An 18059-nucleotide genomic window follows, 5' to 3' on the forward strand; every position below is an offset into this window, starting at 1 on the left:
CAAAAAAGCCGGTTATGCATATAATCGGCTTTTTTTATATCAACTCGTTTTAAAAAATCTGCTCTTTCAACCTATAGGGTTTAGCAGTTGAATCTATTTTTACCCTAAAGTCGATAATACCTAAAACCAAGCCTTCTTTGGTGATCACATCCACCTCCCATTCCCCTTCCATCATTTTATTCTTGTATGTATAACCACGAAAACCTTTATCTCTTCCACCGGTAATTTCAAATCCTATTTCATCAATTACTTCCCACTCATTGGTATAAGGACTATGCCATTTCCAGCGGTGTAGAACATCCTTCTCAAATTCAGAAGGAGCAAAAATTGAGGTGAAAATGTAAATATTATCTCCCGGTTTATACTCAAACTGATGTCGGTTATCAGTCCAAAATTTATACCATGGTTCACGCTCATAAGTAACTAAATACTTGTTATCCTGTTTATCTATGCTGTGGGCAACAAGTCCTTCATCAAGCGCAAGAGGAACAGGCGGAATAAGGTTTAGAAAATAGAAGCTGTTGATCAACAAGTAGATCCCAAAAATTAACCCGGTAAGTTTCCCAAGGTGTACTTCTTTTTGGGTTGAAGGACTTTCGTTAAAGATATAGACAATGAGGCCAAGCGTCGTGGCTAAGCTAATTCCTCCGGAAACCAAAAATATAAAGGAATTCATATGCTTAACGATAAGCGGAACAAAGAACGTGAAGAAGGTAAAGTTCACAAAGAAGTAGGCTCCAAACTGCAGGTACTTGTTGGATATTCTTTTCTTCAGCAGCTCATTCGCAAATAATAAAATCACCAGGATTACAAAGAATGAAGCCGTTTTTGAAAAGGAAACACTTCGGGAGAAATAGATTACATACGCACTGCATAATCCTCCCAGAAAAAACTGAATAGCCAGCGGGAAATATGCCTCATACTTCTCAAGAAAAGTACCTTTCCATCGATCATCTTCTACGACATTGAAAAGATATAAACAGACGCTTAGGGAGGTAAGATAAGTGCATAAAATAATGCGGTCATACAGGCGGTCGATCCGGCCCAGAGTAAGTGAGTCCCACACAAAACCAACCATAAAAAAGACCAACGGAAGATACCGCTGGTTTGCTCGTACAAAAGCCTTAAACCGGTTGAACATGAATTTAAATTAAGACTTCATTTAAAATTGAAGATCAAGATAGGACAGTGGGATCTTTTAATCAGGAAATTGTTTTGGAACGCGGATGATGGGATTGAACGGGTGGTCTCTGATTGTTTTCTCTAATTATTAGAACCTGATTCTTAGGATGAAAAGATTACCGTGATTTTCTGAGAGCATTTAATCTTGGTAATCCCAAAAATCCGGTAAATCATGGTTCAAAAAAGATGAACTGGTTTATGCTTGGGTGACTTTAATGAAAGTCAGAAACTTCCTGAGCTAAAACTCTGAAGTCTTCATAGATCTAGAATATATTTTGTTCTCATTCTCATATTTTCTTTGGAATAATTCTCGCTTCGTGAATTACCGTTAAAACGAAAATTTCATCTTCTCTTAATTCATAAATTATTCGATAGGGATGTACAAAAACCTCTCTTATGAATTCCTTTTTGTATTCCGGTACTATTCGTCCTTGTAACGGTTGATCAGTAACATTTTCCGCTCTTTCAATAATTTCTAAAACAGTTGAATTGGCATAGAAAGGAGAATCCTGAGCTATATAATCAAAGATTTTATCTAACTGCTTTTCAGATTTTTGAGACCATATAATTTTCATTTACCCCGAAAGCTTATCAGTGAACTTGTTTTTCAAATTCTCATGAGAAATGACCCGGCCTTCTTCCACATCTTTTAATCCCTGTTCAATAGACTGGCGGACGTAAATTTTGTACATCACATCATTCCAGTTGGCATTTGCTGGGAGTTCATCCAGCAGCTGGTTCATTTCCTTTTTCAATTCGGCTTTTTCCATGGTTCTTCTCTTTTTAAAATCTCATTCATTATCGTAAGGAAGGGGCTAAAATGCAATTTATGATGGAACGCGGATGAGGCGGGTAGTCTATGGTTATTATCTCTAATTATTAGAACGATGATTCTTAGGATGAAAGGATTAGCATGATTTTATGAGATCATTTAATCTTGGTAATCCCACAAATCCGGTAAATCATGGTTCAAAAAAGATGAACTGGTTTATGCTTGGGTTGCTTTAATGAAAGTCAGAGAATTCATAGGCTAAAAATTTGATGTCACCGCTTCGCTGAAGTCTTCAGAGATCTTGGTCATATGTTAGTGATCCTTAAAAACAAAGACGAAGAAAATTATTACAGATGTGTACTTTCCGGAGAAATAATTTGTTCTATTTCCTTTCTCTTTTTTTCTAAATGATGAAAATATTTATTGAAATCTATATCTGAATACTTTTCAAAAATTTCTCCTAAAGCACCTATTAAAAAATTATTCACCATATTGATATGAGGATCATACATTTCAATTCCTCCTTTTGGAATAGTGTGAAACAAGATTTCTTCACCTTTTTGCGCGATATGTCTTTCCCAAACAATATTTAAATCATTGTGTATTTCAGGTGATGTTAGCCAATAAACACTCTCGTATAAATCCTCAAGTCCAGCTTTGATAAATCTTGCTTTCAAATCTGTAATATCATACTCAGAGAATTTTTCTAAAATTTTTTCTATGCTCTTTAGTTCATTTTTAAGCTTTTTTTGAGCTGTAGAAAAATTATCCGGTAAATTTTCTATATCTGGGTGAAATGGATTACCTCTATTTTTGTACCAAGATTCTGCTCTTCTTTTGCTATTTCGTAATGAAATTTTTCTTAAAACATAATAATAGTCACTATCCTTAGTAAGATTTAGAATATCTATTATTGTTTCTAGAGCAGATCTGCAAATTAATGGTATTGAAATAAATCTCTTATTTCTTACGAGAATAGCTATCGTTTTAGAGTATTCAATTAATGAAAGATAATAGGCAATTATAGTAGCTTCCTCACTTCTATCCCTTGTTTTTATATGCTCCTTAAGAAGATTTTCACAATCTGTTGATAAATCATAAATAAGCGTGCCTATCTTTTTTTCTCTCTCCATTCTATAAATAGAATATAGTTAAGCTACTTTTCCAACTACAAAAACCTCTTCCCTTAATTCTTCTGCTTTTTTCGTTACGGCATCCACTTCACTTTCAGAAACAACGGCTATCAACCCAATGCCTAAGTTGAAGGTTGCTTGCATATCATCTTCAGGTACATTACCAATTTCCTGGATGAGATTATAAACGGGTGGGCGTTTCCAACCATCCCAGATGATATCGAGTTTAAGTCCTTCGGGAAGAATTCGCTTCGTGTTCCCCACAATTCCACCGCCGGTTATGTGGGAAAATCCGTTTACTCCATCCAGATCTTTTAATTCTGTAATCAAGGATAAGTATGAACGATGAACTTTAAGGAGTTCATCCCCAACCGTACTTCCAAGCTCTTCCACATAGTTTTCTACATTGTGTTTACTGAAAAGCACTTTCCTTGCCAGTGAATATCCGTTGGTATGCAAACCCGAACTTTTGAATCCTAAAAGCATATCACCCTTTTGGATATCAGATCCGTTGATCACTTTATCTTCATCAACAATTCCTACAATGGTTCCTGCCAGGTCAAATTCACCGGCATCATAAATATCCGGCATTTCGGCAGTTTCACCACCAATAAGAGCCACTCCATTTTCTTTACAGGCCTTGGCAAATCCTTTTACTACATCTACCCCTACATGCTGCTCCAGCTTTCCGGTTGAAAAATAATCGAGGAAGAACAGCGGCTTGGCTCCACATACAGCAATATCATTTACACAATGGTTTACCAGATCCTGTCCCACCGTGTTATATCGGCCTACCTTAAAAGCTACAATTAACTTTGTACCAACGCCGTCAACAGAGCTGACAAAAACAGGCTTTTTAAAACCACTTAAATCCGGACTGAAAAATCCTCCAAAGCCACCAATATTGGATAAAACTTCGGGTCCATGAGTGTCTTTAACCACACCTTTGATGGACTCTACCATTTCTTCTCCGGCTTTGATATCTACACCGGAATCTTTGTACGTAAATTGTTTCTTATCTGACATTGGTTACTAAGATTTTTCTTCTTGGGTTACGAGACGAATATGTGCTAAATGATGATTGGAGTGCCATGCATACAAAGCAGCTGAATGAGCCAGTGTAAATGTTATACCTGATTCAGGATTAATATAAGTTCGCTTCCACTGGTCATCATCTAAACTTTGATATATACGAACGAGCATCTCATGGGTGTTTTCAAGCATATCAAGAGTGAGTTCTAAAGGAAGTTCAAACTCGAAATCTACCTCTACCCAGCCATTTTGGTTATAAGGACGAATAGTTGGAGTATCTTCCGTTAAAGCGGTTTTGATTCTTACAATAGCATTCAGATGACAATCCAATAAATGAGTGATTACCTCACGAACCGTCCATCCATTTTCTCTGTATGGGATCAGTAAAACATCATCAGAAGATCCATCGATTTCATTTCTGATACGCTCTGGGAGTAGAGCGATATCATCCAGCCATTGTTCAAGATCTTCCTGAGTATAATCTTCAGAGAAAGAAAGTTTACCTATGGGAAATTGTTTATTCATGGATGGCTCTTATTTGAGTAAAATCACATCTGAAATATAGAATCTTTACAAGAGTGTTTTGGAATCTTTTTCCCATTCTTTTCCACACCAGAATACAATAAGTATGGGATTTATATAATTTGTAGTAGTAGTAGAGACTGTGGATAAGTTGATAACTTTTTTATCCTTTATTTTACCAGCGCCCTTAAAAACATGTGGATAGTTTTGTGGGTAACTCGCTCATAAAAATCAGTACTTTAAAAGAGTTGATAAAATGTTATTCACAATCCCATATGTTTTATACATAAATATTGCATTATATCCATCAACACTAAAAGTTATTCTTTTTGAATGTTGATTATCCGGTTTGAATGTGGAAACTTGTTTACAACTTTGGTGCTTTTGAGTTATCCAATGTTTAGAAGTGAGTAATCCACATAGTAATCCACACTGATACCCCCCATGAAAGCAGTTATACAGCGCGTAAAATCTTCATCCGTAATGGTAGATAATGAAATAACCGGAGCTATTGAGCACGGATTATTAGTATTACTGGGAATTCATGAAGACGATACAGACCAGCAACTGGAATGGATCTGCAATAAGATTTCCAAGCTACGCATTTTTGAGGATGAAGAAGGTAAAATGAATAACTCGGTGCAGGATGTAGGCGGCGGTATTTTAATAGTATCTCAATTCACACTTTATGCTAATTCTGATAAAGGAACACGCCCAAGTTTTATAGAAGCAGCCCGGCCTGAAAAAGCTGAACCTATGTATAATGATATGATTGAATGGTTTAAAACCAATACAGATCTGAATATACAAACGGGAGAATTTGGGGCTATGATGAGCGTAAAGCTGGAAAATGACGGCCCGGTAACAATTATACTGGAGAAGTAAATGGCGGTAATATTTATTTTTATTGATGGTGTGGGACTTGGTGAAGATGCAGATCTTAATCCTTTCTCAGTCAACCGGTATAAGTCGTTTGAAACACTAACTGGCGGACTCTTTAATAATAGAGCCGAAATAATTTCAGAAGAAGGGCACCTTTATAAACCAATTGATGCCAATTTAGAAGTAGAAGGATTACCACAAAGCGGTACGGGTCAGACAGCTCTATTTACAGGAAGAAATGCCGCTAAAGAAATAGGAAAGCATTTTGGACCTTTCCCCCATTCGGGCATTAAACCTTTTTTAAAGAAAGAGAGTGTATTTCATGGAGTGAAGGAAAGAGGAAAGAAGCCCTACTTTATGAATGCTTATCCGCCCATCTTTTTTGAACATGCCAAAAGGCGAAATCGATGGAGCTGTACAACCTTGATGACAAAAAGTGCCGGGGTAAAATTAAATTCAACGGATGATGTACTAAACGAATCAGCTTTAACAGCTGAAATAGTGCAAAATGCTTGGCGGGAAAAGCTGAACATCAATATCCCAAAAATAACACCAACCGATGCGGCAAACCGACTATTAAATGTAGTTCCGGATTATGACCTGGTACTCTATGAATATTATCTCACCGATAAAGCCGGGCACAATCAGAATCAGGAAGATGCCGAGCGAGTGTTAAAGCCCTTGGATGAATTTCTGTTACAGATCATCAAAAAAAAGAGAAGTTCTGATACCTTAGTGATTACGAGTGATCATGGAAATCTGGAAGATCTTTCAACAAAAACGCATACCCGAAATAAAGTGCCTCTGTTTGTATTAGGTGATAATAGTAAGGAGTTCGTTGGGGTAAAAAGCTTGACGGATATAAAAGAAAATATGTTGAAGGTATTATGAAACCAAAAGTACACTTAGTATTAGGCAGTGGCGGAGCAAGAGGAATTGCTCACATTGCGGTAATCGAAGAGCTGGAAAAACAGGGCTACGAAATCGTTGAAGTTATTGGTTGTTCGATGGGCGCCGTTGTAGGAGGAATTTATGCTGCGGGTCATTTAGAAGAATATAAAACCTGGCTAACCAGCCTATCGCGCAGAGATGTTTTTGACCTGCTGGATTTCACCTTTACTAAACAAGGATTTGTGAAAGGTGAAAAGCTTTTTGCAAAACATCTTGAAGTTGTAGGGAAACAAAATATTGAGGACTTCCCCATCCCATTCACCGCTGTTGCAACCGATATGAAGCATAATGAAGAAGTTCATTTCAAGTCGGGAGACTTATATAAAGCACTTCGTGCTTCGGTTTCTATTCCCGGGTTTTTTGTGCCTGTGGTAGATCATGGCCGGGTGCTGGTTGATGGAGGTGTTTTAAATCCTCTTCCCATAAACTTAGTAGATAAAGAAGAGGATGAGATTATTGTAGCGGTCAACCTCAACGGGAGGTATGATCCTAAGTATGATAAAAAACCGGAACCGGATCGCATCGATGAAATGAAAAAGTGGTTTCATGATCTGCTTCCGGAATCAATGAAAGATAATCGAAAGGTTGAAGTAGATCCGGAAGAAGACTCATTCTCTTTAATCGAATTGATGGATAGCACATTCAGTTTTACCCAAGATCGCTTGACCAGGCTGATGATTGAAGTTTACAAACCCGATTACCTTATTGAAATCCCAAGAAACAGCTCGGGCATTTTTGACTTTGACCAGGCTAAAAAAATATTGGAAGTGGGAAGAAAATCCTATCACGAGGTGATTGACTCCCCTGCCGACTAAAGTGCTTACCAATCATCCGTCCGGAAAGGCACACCCGGGAAACCTTCTTCATTATAAACAGAAACATCCGGGTTATCAGCCCATGCATATCGAACTGCTACCGGATGATCAACCTCTCGGGACCATACCACAATTTGATTTCCTTCTATTTTCACTTCAGAAGCCCAGTGAAATTCACGGTCTCGTCCGGCAACGGCAAAACCGAGTCTTTCGCCATTGGGATTAAGCGTGAGTCCGGAGCCAGTGTGGTCAAAAGCCAGGCGTATTTTATTCCCTTCTATGGCGTGTCCGGCATACATAGGCCCGGAGTAAACGATGTCACTTCCAAAAGCGATGTGGTCGGCCGCAGCCCAAAGTCGTTTTCCAACATCCTGTTTATTTCTGGGGTGAATATCGTCTGCTTCTCCGATGTCAATCGCCACAGCCATGCCAGTATTTGCAAGGGAAAGAGTTTGAGTCTGGGCTTCCTGTAATCTGGCCCACCCACTTTCTGTAGGCTCATCATATTTTTGCTGAAAATTAGCCAGCTGAACAAATAAAAACGGAAAGTCACCTTGATTCCAGCTACTGCGCCACTCTTCGATCATTGCTTCAAAAAGCTCATTATAATATTGATTAGCCCCCACATTACTTTCACCCTGATACCAAATAGCTCCTTTAATGGTATAGCCTGCAATAGGATGAATCATGGCATTATATAACGTAGAGGGCTCATTTTCGTAGCGTACAACTTCCGGCATTGGCGGCTCTATGGTATTAGAGAACTTCCATGTGCCTTCAAGAGAAATTTTCTGATTACCGGCTTCTATCCAGAATTCATTTTCCTGACCGATAAAGGTGCTATTGCTCCAGTCTTCCACCGTACGAATAGCGATGATATTTTCGCCCTTTCTTAATACGCTCTTGTCGATATCGATAACCTTGGGATCATCTGACCAGATCTTGGTATATACTTTTTCACCATTTATAAAGGCAACGGTGAATTTTCCTGGGTTTCCAAAGGAAAGCTTTGCTTCGGAGATGTTATCAAGACTAAATGACTTTCTAAGCCAAACGAAATCTCTTAAAACCTCTTGGTTGGGAAGCTCTATTTCCTCCCAATCCGATTGGTCATAGTCTTTTTTATGAGCCCCGTATTTCAGAAAATCCGTTTGGTCTCCAACACGCGCATATTTCTCGGTGTTTTTTTGTGAATTTTGTTCAATCCTGCTTTCCCAGTCTATGCCCTCCTGTAGCATTTCAGCAGCTTCATCCTTGTAACCCTCAACGTGAAGAAGCCGGGCTGCAGGAGTCCAGGATTCAGCCGGGGTGCCCCCCCAGTTATCATCAATAATACCAACAGGAACTCCTTTTTCTAAGTGATTTCGTTTGGCAAAGAACCACGCAACCGCTGAAAAGTTACGGGCATTTTCTTTGTTTGCGGTCTTCCATTCGGTTTCCGTTTTTAAATCATTAAGAGGAGTCATAGAAATATCATGCGCTATTTTGATAAACCTGATTTCAGGATAATCAGCATCATTTAGCTCAGCTTCCATGTTGTCAATTTGGTCGCCAATCTGCCATTCCATATTTGACTGTCCGCCGGCCAGCCAAACATCACCGATGTAAACATCCTCAAAAGTAAGTTCATGTTGATCAGAAGAAGCGGTTAAGGTAAACGGTCCGCCGGCTTCCCTGGCAGGAAGAAATGTTTCCCATCTTCCCTGAAAATCGGCAGTAGTTGTACGGTTATCATTACCAAGCTCCACGGTGATTTTTGATCTGGCATCAGCCCATCCCCATATATAAATGTCAGCATTACGCTGCAATACCATGTGATCATTAAAAATAGAGGGCATTTTAATTTCCTGAGCACTGGCCGTGAAGGAAGAAAAAAGCAGAACCAAAGAAAGGTAAAGGGATCTAAGCATGATGAGAATATATGTTGATGTGAAGGCTGAGTATAAATGTATCAAATATGAACCTAAAATTCGGAAGAAGTTGGAATAAAGAAATGATCACCGGTCAGGATAATTTTTTCTTTTTGCCCAATTTAGATCATATTATGAAAAGCCTAAAGGAATCAAAGTATCATGGAAAAACAGTTTATACTCGCTATAGATCAAGGAACTACAAGCTCGAGAGCTATTGTATTTAATAAGGAGGGTGAGATACAATCGGTTGCCCAAAAAGAATTTAAGCAGCACTTCCCGAATGACGGTTGGGTGGAACACGATGCCAACGATATCTGGAAAACACAGGCAGGAGTAGTTGCGGAAGCCATAATGGACTGTGGCGCCAACGGGAAGAATATTGCCGGAATTGGGATCACCAATCAAAGAGAAACAACAGTTGTATGGGATAAAGAAACCGGAGAGCCTGTTTATAATGCAATTGTTTGGCAAGATCGCCGAACATCCGACTATTGCGATAAACTGCGGGAGGAAGGCTGGATGGATAAGATCAAAGAAAAGACAGGCCTGATAATTGACAGCTATTTCTCAGGCACAAAAATCAGATGGATTTTAGAAAATGTAGAAGGCGCGCGTAAAAAAGCTGAAGCAGGAAAACTAGCCTTCGGCACCATTGACTCCTGGTTGATTTGGAACTTCACCGATGGAGAAACGCACGTAACAGATGTGACTAATGCCTCCCGGACGATGCTCTACAATATCAGGGAGCAAAAGTGGGACGAGGAATTACTCAAGCTAATGGATATTCCAGTAGAAATGCTGCCGGAAGTAAAGTCATCCAGTGAAGTTTATGCCCATACTAAAACAACGATTTTTGCTCATGAAGTACCAATTGCAGGAATTGCCGGAGATCAACAGGCCGCCTTATTTGGACAAATGTGCCTGCAGCCGGGAATGTTGAAGAACACCTATGGTACCGGATCTTTTATCATGTTCAATACTGGAGACAAGCCAATTAAATCTGAAAATAACTTACTCACCACCATTGGCTGGGGAAAGGATGATAAAATCACTTATGCGCTGGAAGGAAGTATTTTTATAGCCGGCGCCGTGGTGCAATGGCTGCGGGATGGCCTGGGTATTATAAAGTCATCATCAGATATAGAGAAACTGGCTTTAACGGAAAAAGATAATGGAGGGGTTTACCTGGTCCCTGCTTTTGCGGGTTTGGGAGCACCTCACTGGGATCAGCGGGCACGAGGAGCGATGTTTGGACTGACCAGAGGGTCTACGGCAGGACATATAGCCAGAGCAGCTTTAGAGGGAATTGCGTATCAAGTTAAAGATGTGCTATCCGCGATGGAAGCAGATTCTGGAATCGAAATTAAAGAGCTTCGCGTTGATGGAGGGGCAACAGTCAACGACACTCTTATGCAGTTCCAATCTGATATCTTAAGAATACCACTGGTGCGACCCAAAATTTTGGAGACGACCGCACTCGGAGCAGCTTACTTAGCAGGACTTGCCGTCGGCTTCTGGAAAGATACTGATGAGATTAAAAAGCAGTGGCAGGTCGACAAACGTTTCGAGCCAAAAATGAGTGATGATGAAGCAAAAACGCTTCTTTACAAATGGAACAAAGCTGTTGAAAAGAGCAAAGGCTGGATTGAGTGAAAGCTGATTGAGGCTAAAAACTCAACATTAAATTCTTCTCGTTGCTGACGCTCCGCGTCGGAACGATGAACAAGGCAATCCTTGGGAAACTAAACCCCTGAGAGATTGGAAAAAAGAACATTGAATGGTTAATTAGAGCAAATGGATAGAGCAGAATTTCTGAAAGAAGTAAAAGACTTCAACGATTATTGGGATGTAGTGGTAATTGGCGGTGGCGCAACCGGGCTCGGAGTAGGCGTGGATGCGGCAGCTCGTGGATACAAAACCCTGTTGCTGGAAATGCACGACTTCTCAAAAGGAACATCCAGCCGAAGCACAAAGCTGGTTCATGGTGGAGTACGCTATCTGCAACAAGGAGATGTCTCTTTGGTGATTGAAGCCCTGCACGAACGAGGGCTTCTTATTCAAAATGCTCCTCATTTAGTAAGCGATCAGTCCTTTATAGTGCCCAGCTATGAATGGTGGAACGGTCCTTTTTATGGCGTGGGGATGAAAGTTTATGATGCTTTAGCCGGGAAGCTTGGAATTAACAAATCGAAGAACCTTTCAAAAGAAGAAACGCTTGAGCGAATTCCAACGCTGGAGCCTGAAGGATTGCGAGGCGGAGTAATCTATTATGATGGTCAGTTTGATGACTCTCGCCTTTCCATAAACCTCGTTCAAACCATCAATGAGCAAGGAGGCACTCCGCTTAATTACATGAAAGTAACCGGACTCAAAAAAAATGGGAAAGGATTTATTGAAGGTGTAAAAGCCCGGGATATGCTTGACGGAAAAGATTATGATATAAATGCTCGGGTTGTAGTGAATGCAACAGGAATTTTTTCAGATGATGTTCTGGAAATGGACGAAGAGGGACATAAAAAAATTATACAGTTTGCACAGGGTATTCACCTGGTGCTGGATAAAGAATTCTTACCGGGAGATTCAGCGATTATGGTCCCTCATACAGACGACGGGCGCGTACTTTTTGCTGTGCCTTGGCACGACAAAGTTATCGTAGGAACTACAGACACCCCCGTTGAAAAAGCAACGCTAGAGCCGATTGCTCTGGAAGAAGAAGTTGAGTTTGTACTGAGGCATGCGGCCAAATATCTCACTAAAAATCCAACTAGAAAAGACGTAAAAAGTGTGTTTGCCGGAATCCGTCCTCTTGTTAAGCCGCCAGATGCTAAAGACACATCAGAGATTTCCAGAAGCCACCATATTCAGGTTTCAGAATCAGGCTTGGTGACAATTGCGGGAGGAAAATGGACGACCTATAGGAAGATGGCCGAGGATACAATTGATCAGGCAGCAATGGTGGCAGGATTAGATGTAAAAGAAACGCCTACCAAAGAGTTAAGAATTCACGGATGGCTCAAAAATGTAGATAGAGATGATCACTTGTTTGTATATGGCTCAGATAAAGTCGCTCTGCAAAATCTGATAGAAAAAGATAAATCACAGGCCGAACAACTTCACCCCGACCTACCCTACATTAAGGCAGAAGTAGTTTGGGCTGTGCGACATGAGATGGCTCAAACCATCGAAGACTTTCTTTCCCGGAGAACCCGGGCCCTGTTATTAGATGCCAAGGCCAGTGTGGAGATGGCTCCGGAAGTTGGTAGGATTTTAGCAGAGGAATTTGGCAAAGATGATGCCTGGGTTGAACAGGAAGTGAAAGAATATAAAGCCTTGGCGAGTAACTATATCCTAAACGAAAAAGAATAGCTATGTGGGTTGAATTCTGCGGTGAATTACTGGGGACTTTCATGCTTATCGTGTTGGGGAATGGAGTGGTTGCCAATGTTGTGCTTGAGAAGACAAAAGGTAGCGGCAGTGGCTGGATAGTAATTACCTGGGGATGGGGAATTGGAGTTTTTGTAGGTGTTTTTACATCAGCGGCAATAAGCGGGGCTCATATTAATCCTGCAGTAACTCTGGCTCTGGCTTTTGTAGATATGTTTAGCTGGGATCGGGTTTGGTATTATATTTTAGGTCAATTTAGTGGGGCGATGCTGGCCTCGGTTGTCGTTTACTTGCAGTATAAAGACCATTTTGATGAGACTGAAGATGGGCCAACGAAACGGGCGGCATTTTGTACAGCTCCTGAAATACGAAATACAAAAAGCAATCTGCTCTCTGAGATTATTGGGACGTTTATCTTGGTGATAGGCGTACTCTACTTAGCAGAACCTGAAGTTGGTTTAGGCGCTATCAGTGCTCTCCCTGTTGCATTGCTGGTATTGGGGATTGGTTTATCTTTGGGAGGAACGACGGGCTATGCCATAAACCCGGCGCGAGATTTGGGACCCCGAATTATGCATGCACTCCTTCCCATCAAGCAAAAAGCAAACAATGACTGGGGCTACTCTTGGATCCCTGTGTTGGGCCCGGTTTTAGGGGCAGGTTTAGCAGCCATTATTTATAATATTCTACCTTTTTAGCATTCATGAGCACACAAGAATCGATTAGAAAACGACAAACACTTAAGCTTAGAGTTGATCCTCACAATCCGCTACCGGTAACAAAGGGGAAAGAATTCAAGTCAACCATGGAAGAGCTGGCTGAGCTGGCAGGTTTGGCCCCTTTTCATTATCAAAGTGCGGTACATCACCGCAATGAGAAATTAAAGGGAGCAGAACCGTGGAGGTTTCATGCGTTGGAATCTAAGACATGTCGTGATTTGCTTGAGGCGTTCAATCAGGATAAGCCCATGAAGGCAAGTGATGGAATCAAGCAAATGCTGGCTGCAGCAGATGGATTGATTCTGGCAACATGGCTGCCCGAAAAGTCGAGGTCTCTTAGCCGCAAATTTCATCCCAATGTTAAAAACATGGAGCATATTGCGGCAACAGGAGCTGCTATTCAAAACCTTTTATTGGCTGCGACAGAGGAAGGAATTATAAATTACTGGTCTTCAGGCGGTTGCCTTAGAAAGCCTAAAGTGCTGGAGTTCTTGGGCATACCTAAACGAGAGATTTTACTAGGAGCCATATTCTTCTTTCCCGATGAGTTTCCTGAAACAGCAGAAACTAAAACCGGAAAGAACCGTGACGCAAAAGGAGAGCTGAAAGACTACTTTGACTGGATAGAAGAATTTTAGCCTTTCATGAGCGCTAAAAGATCATCTATATCATCTTGGTTGATGAGTTCTGAGTGAAGGCCGAGTTCATTTTTCATTCGGAAATTTCGTTGTGGCCCAAGCGTAAAAAACATCCGGAGTATCTCCAGCTCATTGTCGAAATAATTTTCCGTAAACCGGTCTCGAAAGTCCAAACCCATAACACGCTCTTCTAATTGATCGGCAAGTAAGCTAGAAGACCCTTTTAGAAACTGATCGACCAGCAAACCCGTCTGATCATCTATTCGAATCTGAAATTTTTGTGGGGTGATTCTATTCAGCAGCTGGCTGGGAAGGTAATGAGCACTGGTGATATCTGTCTCTTGAACAAAAAGAAGTTTGAGTAAAGCCCCCAGCCCTTTTCTTGTTTTAAGATGACCCTTGAAGCATCCGTAAACCTCCGGAAAGTCATCAAGAACGCGCATAGATAAACGAAACTCTTTTTTATTTCCACGACGTGCAGTAGAAATATAGTAATAGGTTTCCGGCTTTTTGTTGGCGTGATTAAATGGAGGCCTCAGTGAGCGGATGAGCAAGTTCTCTAACAGAATTGCATCGGTTTCGGAATTACAAACTTCATAACTGATGCGCTCAAGGTGAGCAATCATCCGCTGTACTTTCTTAGACTTGGAATATCTGTAAGAAGTAATTCGCTGCTGAAGATCTTTACCCTTTCCCACATAAAGAACTTGATCACGCTTGTCATACATGGTATAAACCCCAGGCTCATGAGGAGGTAACTCCCCTCCCATAGCATGGTTTACCCTGTCTTTTTGGGTGATGGCTGTTGGTTCAAAAAGATCTAATGTCACAGAATTATACTTCGAAGATTGCTAACTGATTATTGAGCTAAAATAGAATAAAGAAAACAAACATTAGAAGCATTTTGAAACAAATTCAACTTCCATCACTCTTAATATTACAATAAACATACTAAAAGTTGGTTTTGTTATTGAGTTTTAAATCCAGAACGGATAAAAACTCGTATTAGTTAAGAAGAAGAAAGAAAAGTAATCAAATTGTGAGCAACTCAGAAAGTAATACTAGCCGTAAATGCTATTTTTGCCAAGCTGAAGAAGGAAAGCCCCGTATTTTAGGTGGCTTTATTGTAGAACTTAGAGAGGTTCAATTAAAGAATGGTGAAGAAGTATATGCGTGTCAAAGCTGTAGCGTCCACGAAAGGAAAAACCTTAAAAATGGAGAACAAAAGAAGAAGGGCCTGATAAAAAAGGTCAAGGCTTATTTCTCCTAGCCATTATTTAAGGATGGTTACTCCACCTGAAATATGCTCGATAATATAATTACTGATTCCGCCCGGCCCATCTTCGTTTACATCCCACTTAAAATCAGCGCCGCCAATGAACAAGTGGTCTGCTTCCAGCGCATTCATCTGATCAATGATAACTTTGCCGGGCTCGCCGATTTCAACGTAAGGCGTTAATGCCCCTTCTTTTCCGGCAATATCCTCGAACGTATATTTTGCCAGCTCTACGATTGCCTGAGCTTCGGTCAAGGCATCGTCATTTATAGCTACAACTAGTATGTAAACTTCCGGCTCGTTGCGGAGGTCACGATACAGTCCGGCTGCATATTTTAAAGCCTCGCTGGCATATTTTGTACCGTTGGTAGCAATCACCCATTTTTTTGCATTTGCCATAAACTATTAATTTGTTGAGCAGGTCCTAATTCTTGAATTGACCCCATTTAAAATATCTTAGTTCTTATCTGAAAGCAATCGTGAACATTCCTATCTTTGCAATGCTTTGAAACACATGCAGAACATACCGAAAAAACACCAAACCGTATTCAATATCATCAGTGAAGCGGCGCAGGAATTAGAAAGCCCCGTATATGTTGTTGGGGGCTATGTACGTGACTACTATCTCGGCCGCTCAAAATCAGGAGATATCGACATCGACTTTGTTACAGTTGGCTCGGGAATTAATCTCGCGCGCAAAGTTTCCGATAAAATCAAAGGCTCATCCCTGGCTGTATATAATCAGTTTGGAACAGCTCAGGTTAAAACGGGTGATTTAGAACTCGAATTTGTAGGCGCCCGAAAAGAGAGCTACCGCAAAAATTCACGCAAACCACTGGTAGAAGATGGCACACTTGAAGATGATCAGCTTCGCCGAGACCTGACAATCAACGCGCTGTCCTGGTCACTCAATAAAGAAGATTACGGTGCGCTTAACGACCCATTTAATGGGATGAATGATTTGGAGCAGTCGCTCATTCGAACACCTATCGATCCAGAGCAGACGTTTGATGACGACCCCTTGCGGATGATGCGGGCTATTCGATTTGCATCTCAGCTGGACTTCAGAATTGAGGAAGAAACCTTCGATGCCATCACAAAAATGTCGGAGCGGATTAACATCATTTCTAAAGAGCGTATTATTGAAGAACTGAATAAAATTATTCTCAGTGATAATCCTTCCTTAGGATTCACGATGCTCTTTAAGACAGAACTCCTCAAAGAGTTCTTTCCCGAAATGTATAATTTACATGGCGTGAAAGAAGTAAATGGTGTTCGCCATAAAGACAATTTTTGGCATACCCTGCAGGTTCTGGACAATGTAATTGAAATGGATGCCGACCTGTGGTTGCGCTGGTCCGCTATTATGCACGACATTGCGAAGCCTCCGACACAGCGGTTTCATAAAGAAGCCGGGTGGACTTTTCACGGCCATGATGCATTGGGTGCAAAGTGGACCAAGAAAATCTTCAGGCGCTTGGGTCTTCCTTTAGATGAACGTATGAGGTATGTGAGAAAGCTGGTGCGATTACACCTCCGCCCTATTGCTTTGGTTTCGGATGAAGTTTCGGATAGTGCCATCCGCAGGTTAATTTATGAGGCGGGTGAGGATATCGATGATTTGATGAAGTTATGCCGGGCAGACATCACCACGAAGAACGATTATAAGCAGGAGCGCTATCAAAAGAACTTTGACTATGTAGAGCGGCGTATTCAGGAAGTGGAGGAAAAAGACCGCATTCGAAAATGGAAGAATCCGCTTTCAGGAGAAGAGATTATGAAGGCATTGGAAATTAAACCTTCCCGAACGGTAGGCGATGTAAAAGATGCTGTTAAGGAAGCGATCCTGAATGGAGACATTCCCAATGAACATGATGCAGCATTTGAATTTATGATGGAACACAAAGACGAATTTTTGAAGTAATGGCAGATCTCTGGATTTCAAATTCATACGCTAAAATTAATTTGGGCCTTAATGTGCTGGAAAGGCTCGATAATGGTTATCATACCATAGAAACCGGCTTTTGCTTTTTGGAGTGGAATGACCGGTTTGAAGTGAAGCACGCCCCCCGCATGGAATTAGTAATGAGCGATGAGAAAATTCCTGTGGATGACTCCAATCTAATTGTGAAGGCGCTTAAGTTACTTCAGGATGAAGCCGGACTAAAAGACGAGTTCTACATAGAAGTGGAGAAGAATATACCGGCAGGTGCGGGCCTGGGTGGCGGAAGCAGTAATGCTGCAACCACGCTCCGGATGATGAATAAAATTGCTAATCTGGGATTGAATCAGGAAGACTTGATGAGGCTCGGAGGAAAGCTTGGGGCAGATGTGCCATTTTTCATTAAGGGAAAAACAGGCTTCGCAACTGGTTTAGGGGATGAAATTGAAGAATTAGATATACAGCCTGATGCCTGGGTTGTTACCGTTTTCCCTGATATTGAAAGCAGCACAGCCGAAGCATATCAATATTGTGAACCAAACCCGGAACCTGACTTTTCATTGAAGAATGTACTTTTGGATGAAGAGCCCGAAGAATGGAGATATTTGTTAATGAATGACTTGGAAAAAGTCGTATTTCCGCGCCACCATTTAGTGGGTAATTTGAAAGATCAGCTGTACGAATTTGGAGCAGAGTATGCCAGTATGAGCGGAAGCGGTTCCAGTGTTTTTGGTGTTTTTAATCAGGATTTTGTTGCAATTAATGCCTATGAGTCGTTTCATAAGCTCGGATTTCCGGCAAACCTAACCCGACCCAAATTTGAGCCTGATTTAGGCATTTATGTTAAAGAAGATGGATAATGAAAGTTGGAAGTTGATCGGCTGAGGAAGTAAAAATA

The 18059-nt window shown here is 40.9% G+C and carries 19 protein-coding genes; 10 read left to right on the forward strand and 9 right to left on the reverse strand.

Annotated elements, in window-relative coordinates:
- Positions 1–49 precede the first annotated feature (49 nt).
- From CL667_10225 to CL667_10250, 6 genes are all read right to left on the reverse strand, one after another.
- On the reverse strand, positions 50–1141 hold the full coding sequence (locus CL667_10225; GenBank protein ID MAL18077.1) for a hypothetical protein: 1092 nt from the start codon (positions 1139–1141) through the stop codon (positions 50–52).
- Positions 1142–1469: 328 nt separating this feature from the next.
- The gene (locus tag CL667_10230) at positions 1470–1757 is read right to left on the reverse strand and encodes a plasmid stabilization protein (protein MAL18078.1); all 288 of its coding nucleotides are present in this window, start codon (positions 1755–1757) and stop codon (positions 1470–1472) included.
- On the reverse strand, positions 1758–1952 hold the full coding sequence (locus CL667_10235) for a hypothetical protein (protein MAL18079.1): 195 nt from the start codon (positions 1950–1952) through the stop codon (positions 1758–1760).
- Positions 1953–2301: 349 nt separating this feature from the next.
- Positions 2302–3087, reverse strand: a complete 786-nt coding sequence (locus CL667_10240) for a hypothetical protein (GenBank protein MAL18080.1) — start codon at positions 3085–3087, stop codon at positions 2302–2304.
- An 18-nt stretch (positions 3088–3105) separates the two neighbouring features.
- A complete protein-coding gene (locus CL667_10245) occupies positions 3106–4113 on the reverse strand; it encodes a phosphoribosylformylglycinamidine cyclo-ligase (protein ID MAL18081.1) in 1008 nt (335 codons plus the stop codon).
- Between the two features lie 6 nt (positions 4114–4119).
- The gene (locus tag CL667_10250; GenBank protein MAL18082.1) at positions 4120–4644 is read right to left on the reverse strand and encodes a metal-dependent hydrolase; all 525 of its coding nucleotides are present in this window, start codon (positions 4642–4644) and stop codon (positions 4120–4122) included.
- Between the two features lie 441 nt (positions 4645–5085).
- Here CL667_10250 and CL667_10255 point away from each other — a divergent pair, with 441 nt between their 5' ends.
- The 3 genes from CL667_10255 to CL667_10265 are packed head-to-tail and all read left to right on the forward strand — an operon-like array spanning position 5086 to position 7289.
- A complete protein-coding gene (locus CL667_10255; protein MAL18083.1) occupies positions 5086–5526 on the forward strand; it encodes a D-tyrosyl-tRNA(Tyr) deacylase in 441 nt (146 codons plus the stop codon).
- Positions 5527–6414, forward strand: coding sequence for a hypothetical protein (locus CL667_10260; GenBank protein ID MAL18084.1), 888 nt, complete (start codon positions 5527–5529; stop codon positions 6412–6414).
- Positions 6408–7289 (forward strand): esterase, encoded by an 882-nt coding sequence (locus CL667_10265; GenBank protein MAL18085.1) that lies wholly within the window; start codon positions 6408–6410, stop codon positions 7287–7289. Before CL667_10260 ends, CL667_10265 begins: the two co-directional genes overlap by 7 nt.
- 5 nt (positions 7290–7294) lie before the next feature.
- Here CL667_10265 and CL667_10270 read toward each other — a convergent pair whose 3' ends face one another.
- Positions 7295–9199 (reverse strand): sialate O-acetylesterase, encoded by a 1905-nt coding sequence (locus CL667_10270; GenBank protein ID MAL18086.1) that lies wholly within the window; start codon positions 9197–9199, stop codon positions 7295–7297.
- A gap of 162 nt (positions 9200–9361) precedes the next feature.
- Between CL667_10270 and glpK the strand changes: the two genes are divergently transcribed.
- The 4 genes from glpK (at position 9362) to CL667_10290 (ending at position 13943) form a co-directional block, all read left to right on the forward strand.
- Entirely contained in the window at positions 9362–10855 is a 1494-nt protein-coding gene (glpK, locus tag CL667_10275; GenBank protein ID MAL18087.1) for a glycerol kinase, read from the forward strand.
- A 141-nt stretch (positions 10856–10996) separates the two neighbouring features.
- On the forward strand, positions 10997–12568 hold the full coding sequence (locus CL667_10280; GenBank protein ID MAL18088.1) for an FAD-dependent oxidoreductase: 1572 nt from the start codon (positions 10997–10999) through the stop codon (positions 12566–12568).
- A 2-nt stretch (positions 12569–12570) separates the two neighbouring features.
- Positions 12571–13284, forward strand: a complete 714-nt coding sequence (locus CL667_10285; GenBank protein ID MAL18089.1) for an aquaporin — start codon at positions 12571–12573, stop codon at positions 13282–13284.
- 5 nt (positions 13285–13289) lie between these two features.
- Positions 13290–13943, forward strand: a complete 654-nt coding sequence (locus CL667_10290; protein MAL18090.1) for a hypothetical protein — start codon at positions 13290–13292, stop codon at positions 13941–13943.
- Here the strand turns inward: CL667_10290 and CL667_10295 are convergent.
- The gene (locus tag CL667_10295) at positions 13940–14773 is read right to left on the reverse strand and encodes a nucleotide excision repair endonuclease (protein ID MAL18091.1); all 834 of its coding nucleotides are present in this window, start codon (positions 14771–14773) and stop codon (positions 13940–13942) included. The genes CL667_10290 and CL667_10295 overlap by 4 nt on opposite strands.
- Before the next feature lie 209 nt (positions 14774–14982).
- On the opposite strand from CL667_10295, the gene CL667_10300 reads away from it, so the two are divergent.
- Entirely contained in the window at positions 14983–15213 is a 231-nt protein-coding gene (locus CL667_10300) for a hypothetical protein (protein MAL18092.1), read from the forward strand.
- 3 nt (positions 15214–15216) lie between these two features.
- Here CL667_10300 and CL667_10305 read toward each other — a convergent pair whose 3' ends face one another.
- Positions 15217–15618, reverse strand: a complete 402-nt coding sequence (locus tag CL667_10305; GenBank protein MAL18093.1) for a hypothetical protein — start codon at positions 15616–15618, stop codon at positions 15217–15219.
- Between the two features lie 115 nt (positions 15619–15733).
- Here CL667_10305 and CL667_10310 point away from each other — a divergent pair, with 115 nt between their 5' ends.
- Complete coding sequence (locus CL667_10310) at positions 15734–17143, forward strand: tRNA nucleotidyltransferase (protein MAL18094.1); 1410 nt, start codon at positions 15734–15736, stop codon at positions 17141–17143.
- A complete protein-coding gene (ispE, locus tag CL667_10315; protein ID MAL18095.1) occupies positions 17143–18021 on the forward strand; it encodes a 4-(cytidine 5'-diphospho)-2-C-methyl-D-erythritol kinase in 879 nt (292 codons plus the stop codon). The genes CL667_10310 and ispE overlap by 1 nt, the downstream gene beginning before the upstream one ends.
- The last annotated feature ends 38 nt before the right edge of the window (positions 18022–18059 follow it).

The sequence above is a fragment of the Balneola sp. genome, from assembly GCA_002694685.1.
Taxonomy (GTDB): domain Bacteria; phylum Bacteroidota; class Rhodothermia; order Balneolales; family Balneolaceae; genus Gracilimonas.

Excerpts from the sequence above, each read along its gene's own strand:
- CL667_10285 (MAL18089.1), top strand. The coding sequence starts at position 12,571 with ATGTGGGTTGAATTCTGCGGTGAATTACTGGGGACTTTCATGCTTATC.
- glpK (MAL18087.1), top strand. The coding sequence starts at position 9,362 with ATGGAAAAACAGTTTATACTCGCTATAGATCAAGGAACTACAAGCTCG.
- CL667_10225 (MAL18077.1), bottom strand. The coding sequence starts at position 1,141 with ATGTTCAACCGGTTTAAGGCTTTTGTACGAGCAAACCAGCGGTATCTT.
- CL667_10260 (MAL18084.1), top strand. The coding sequence starts at position 5,527 with ATGGCGGTAATATTTATTTTTATTGATGGTGTGGGACTTGGTGAAGAT.
- CL667_10255 (MAL18083.1), top strand. The coding sequence starts at position 5,086 with ATGAAAGCAGTTATACAGCGCGTAAAATCTTCATCCGTAATGGTAGAT.
- CL667_10310 (MAL18094.1), top strand. The coding sequence starts at position 15,734 with ATGCAGAACATACCGAAAAAACACCAAACCGTATTCAATATCATCAGT.
- CL667_10290 (MAL18090.1), top strand. The coding sequence starts at position 13,290 with ATGAGCACACAAGAATCGATTAGAAAACGACAAACACTTAAGCTTAGA.
- CL667_10280 (MAL18088.1), top strand. The coding sequence starts at position 10,997 with ATGGATAGAGCAGAATTTCTGAAAGAAGTAAAAGACTTCAACGATTAT.
- CL667_10270 (MAL18086.1), bottom strand. The coding sequence starts at position 9,199 with ATGCTTAGATCCCTTTACCTTTCTTTGGTTCTGCTTTTTTCTTCCTTC.
- CL667_10245 (MAL18081.1), bottom strand. The coding sequence starts at position 4,113 with ATGTCAGATAAGAAACAATTTACGTACAAAGATTCCGGTGTAGATATC.
- CL667_10230 (MAL18078.1), bottom strand. The coding sequence starts at position 1,757 with ATGAAAATTATATGGTCTCAAAAATCTGAAAAGCAGTTAGATAAAATC.
- CL667_10235 (MAL18079.1), bottom strand. The coding sequence starts at position 1,952 with ATGGAAAAAGCCGAATTGAAAAAGGAAATGAACCAGCTGCTGGATGAA.
- CL667_10240 (MAL18080.1), bottom strand. The coding sequence starts at position 3,087 with ATGGAGAGAGAAAAAAAGATAGGCACGCTTATTTATGATTTATCAACA.
- ispE (MAL18095.1), top strand. The coding sequence starts at position 17,143 with ATGGCAGATCTCTGGATTTCAAATTCATACGCTAAAATTAATTTGGGC.
- CL667_10250 (MAL18082.1), bottom strand. The coding sequence starts at position 4,644 with ATGAATAAACAATTTCCCATAGGTAAACTTTCTTTCTCTGAAGATTAT.
- CL667_10305 (MAL18093.1), bottom strand. The coding sequence starts at position 15,618 with ATGGCAAATGCAAAAAAATGGGTGATTGCTACCAACGGTACAAAATAT.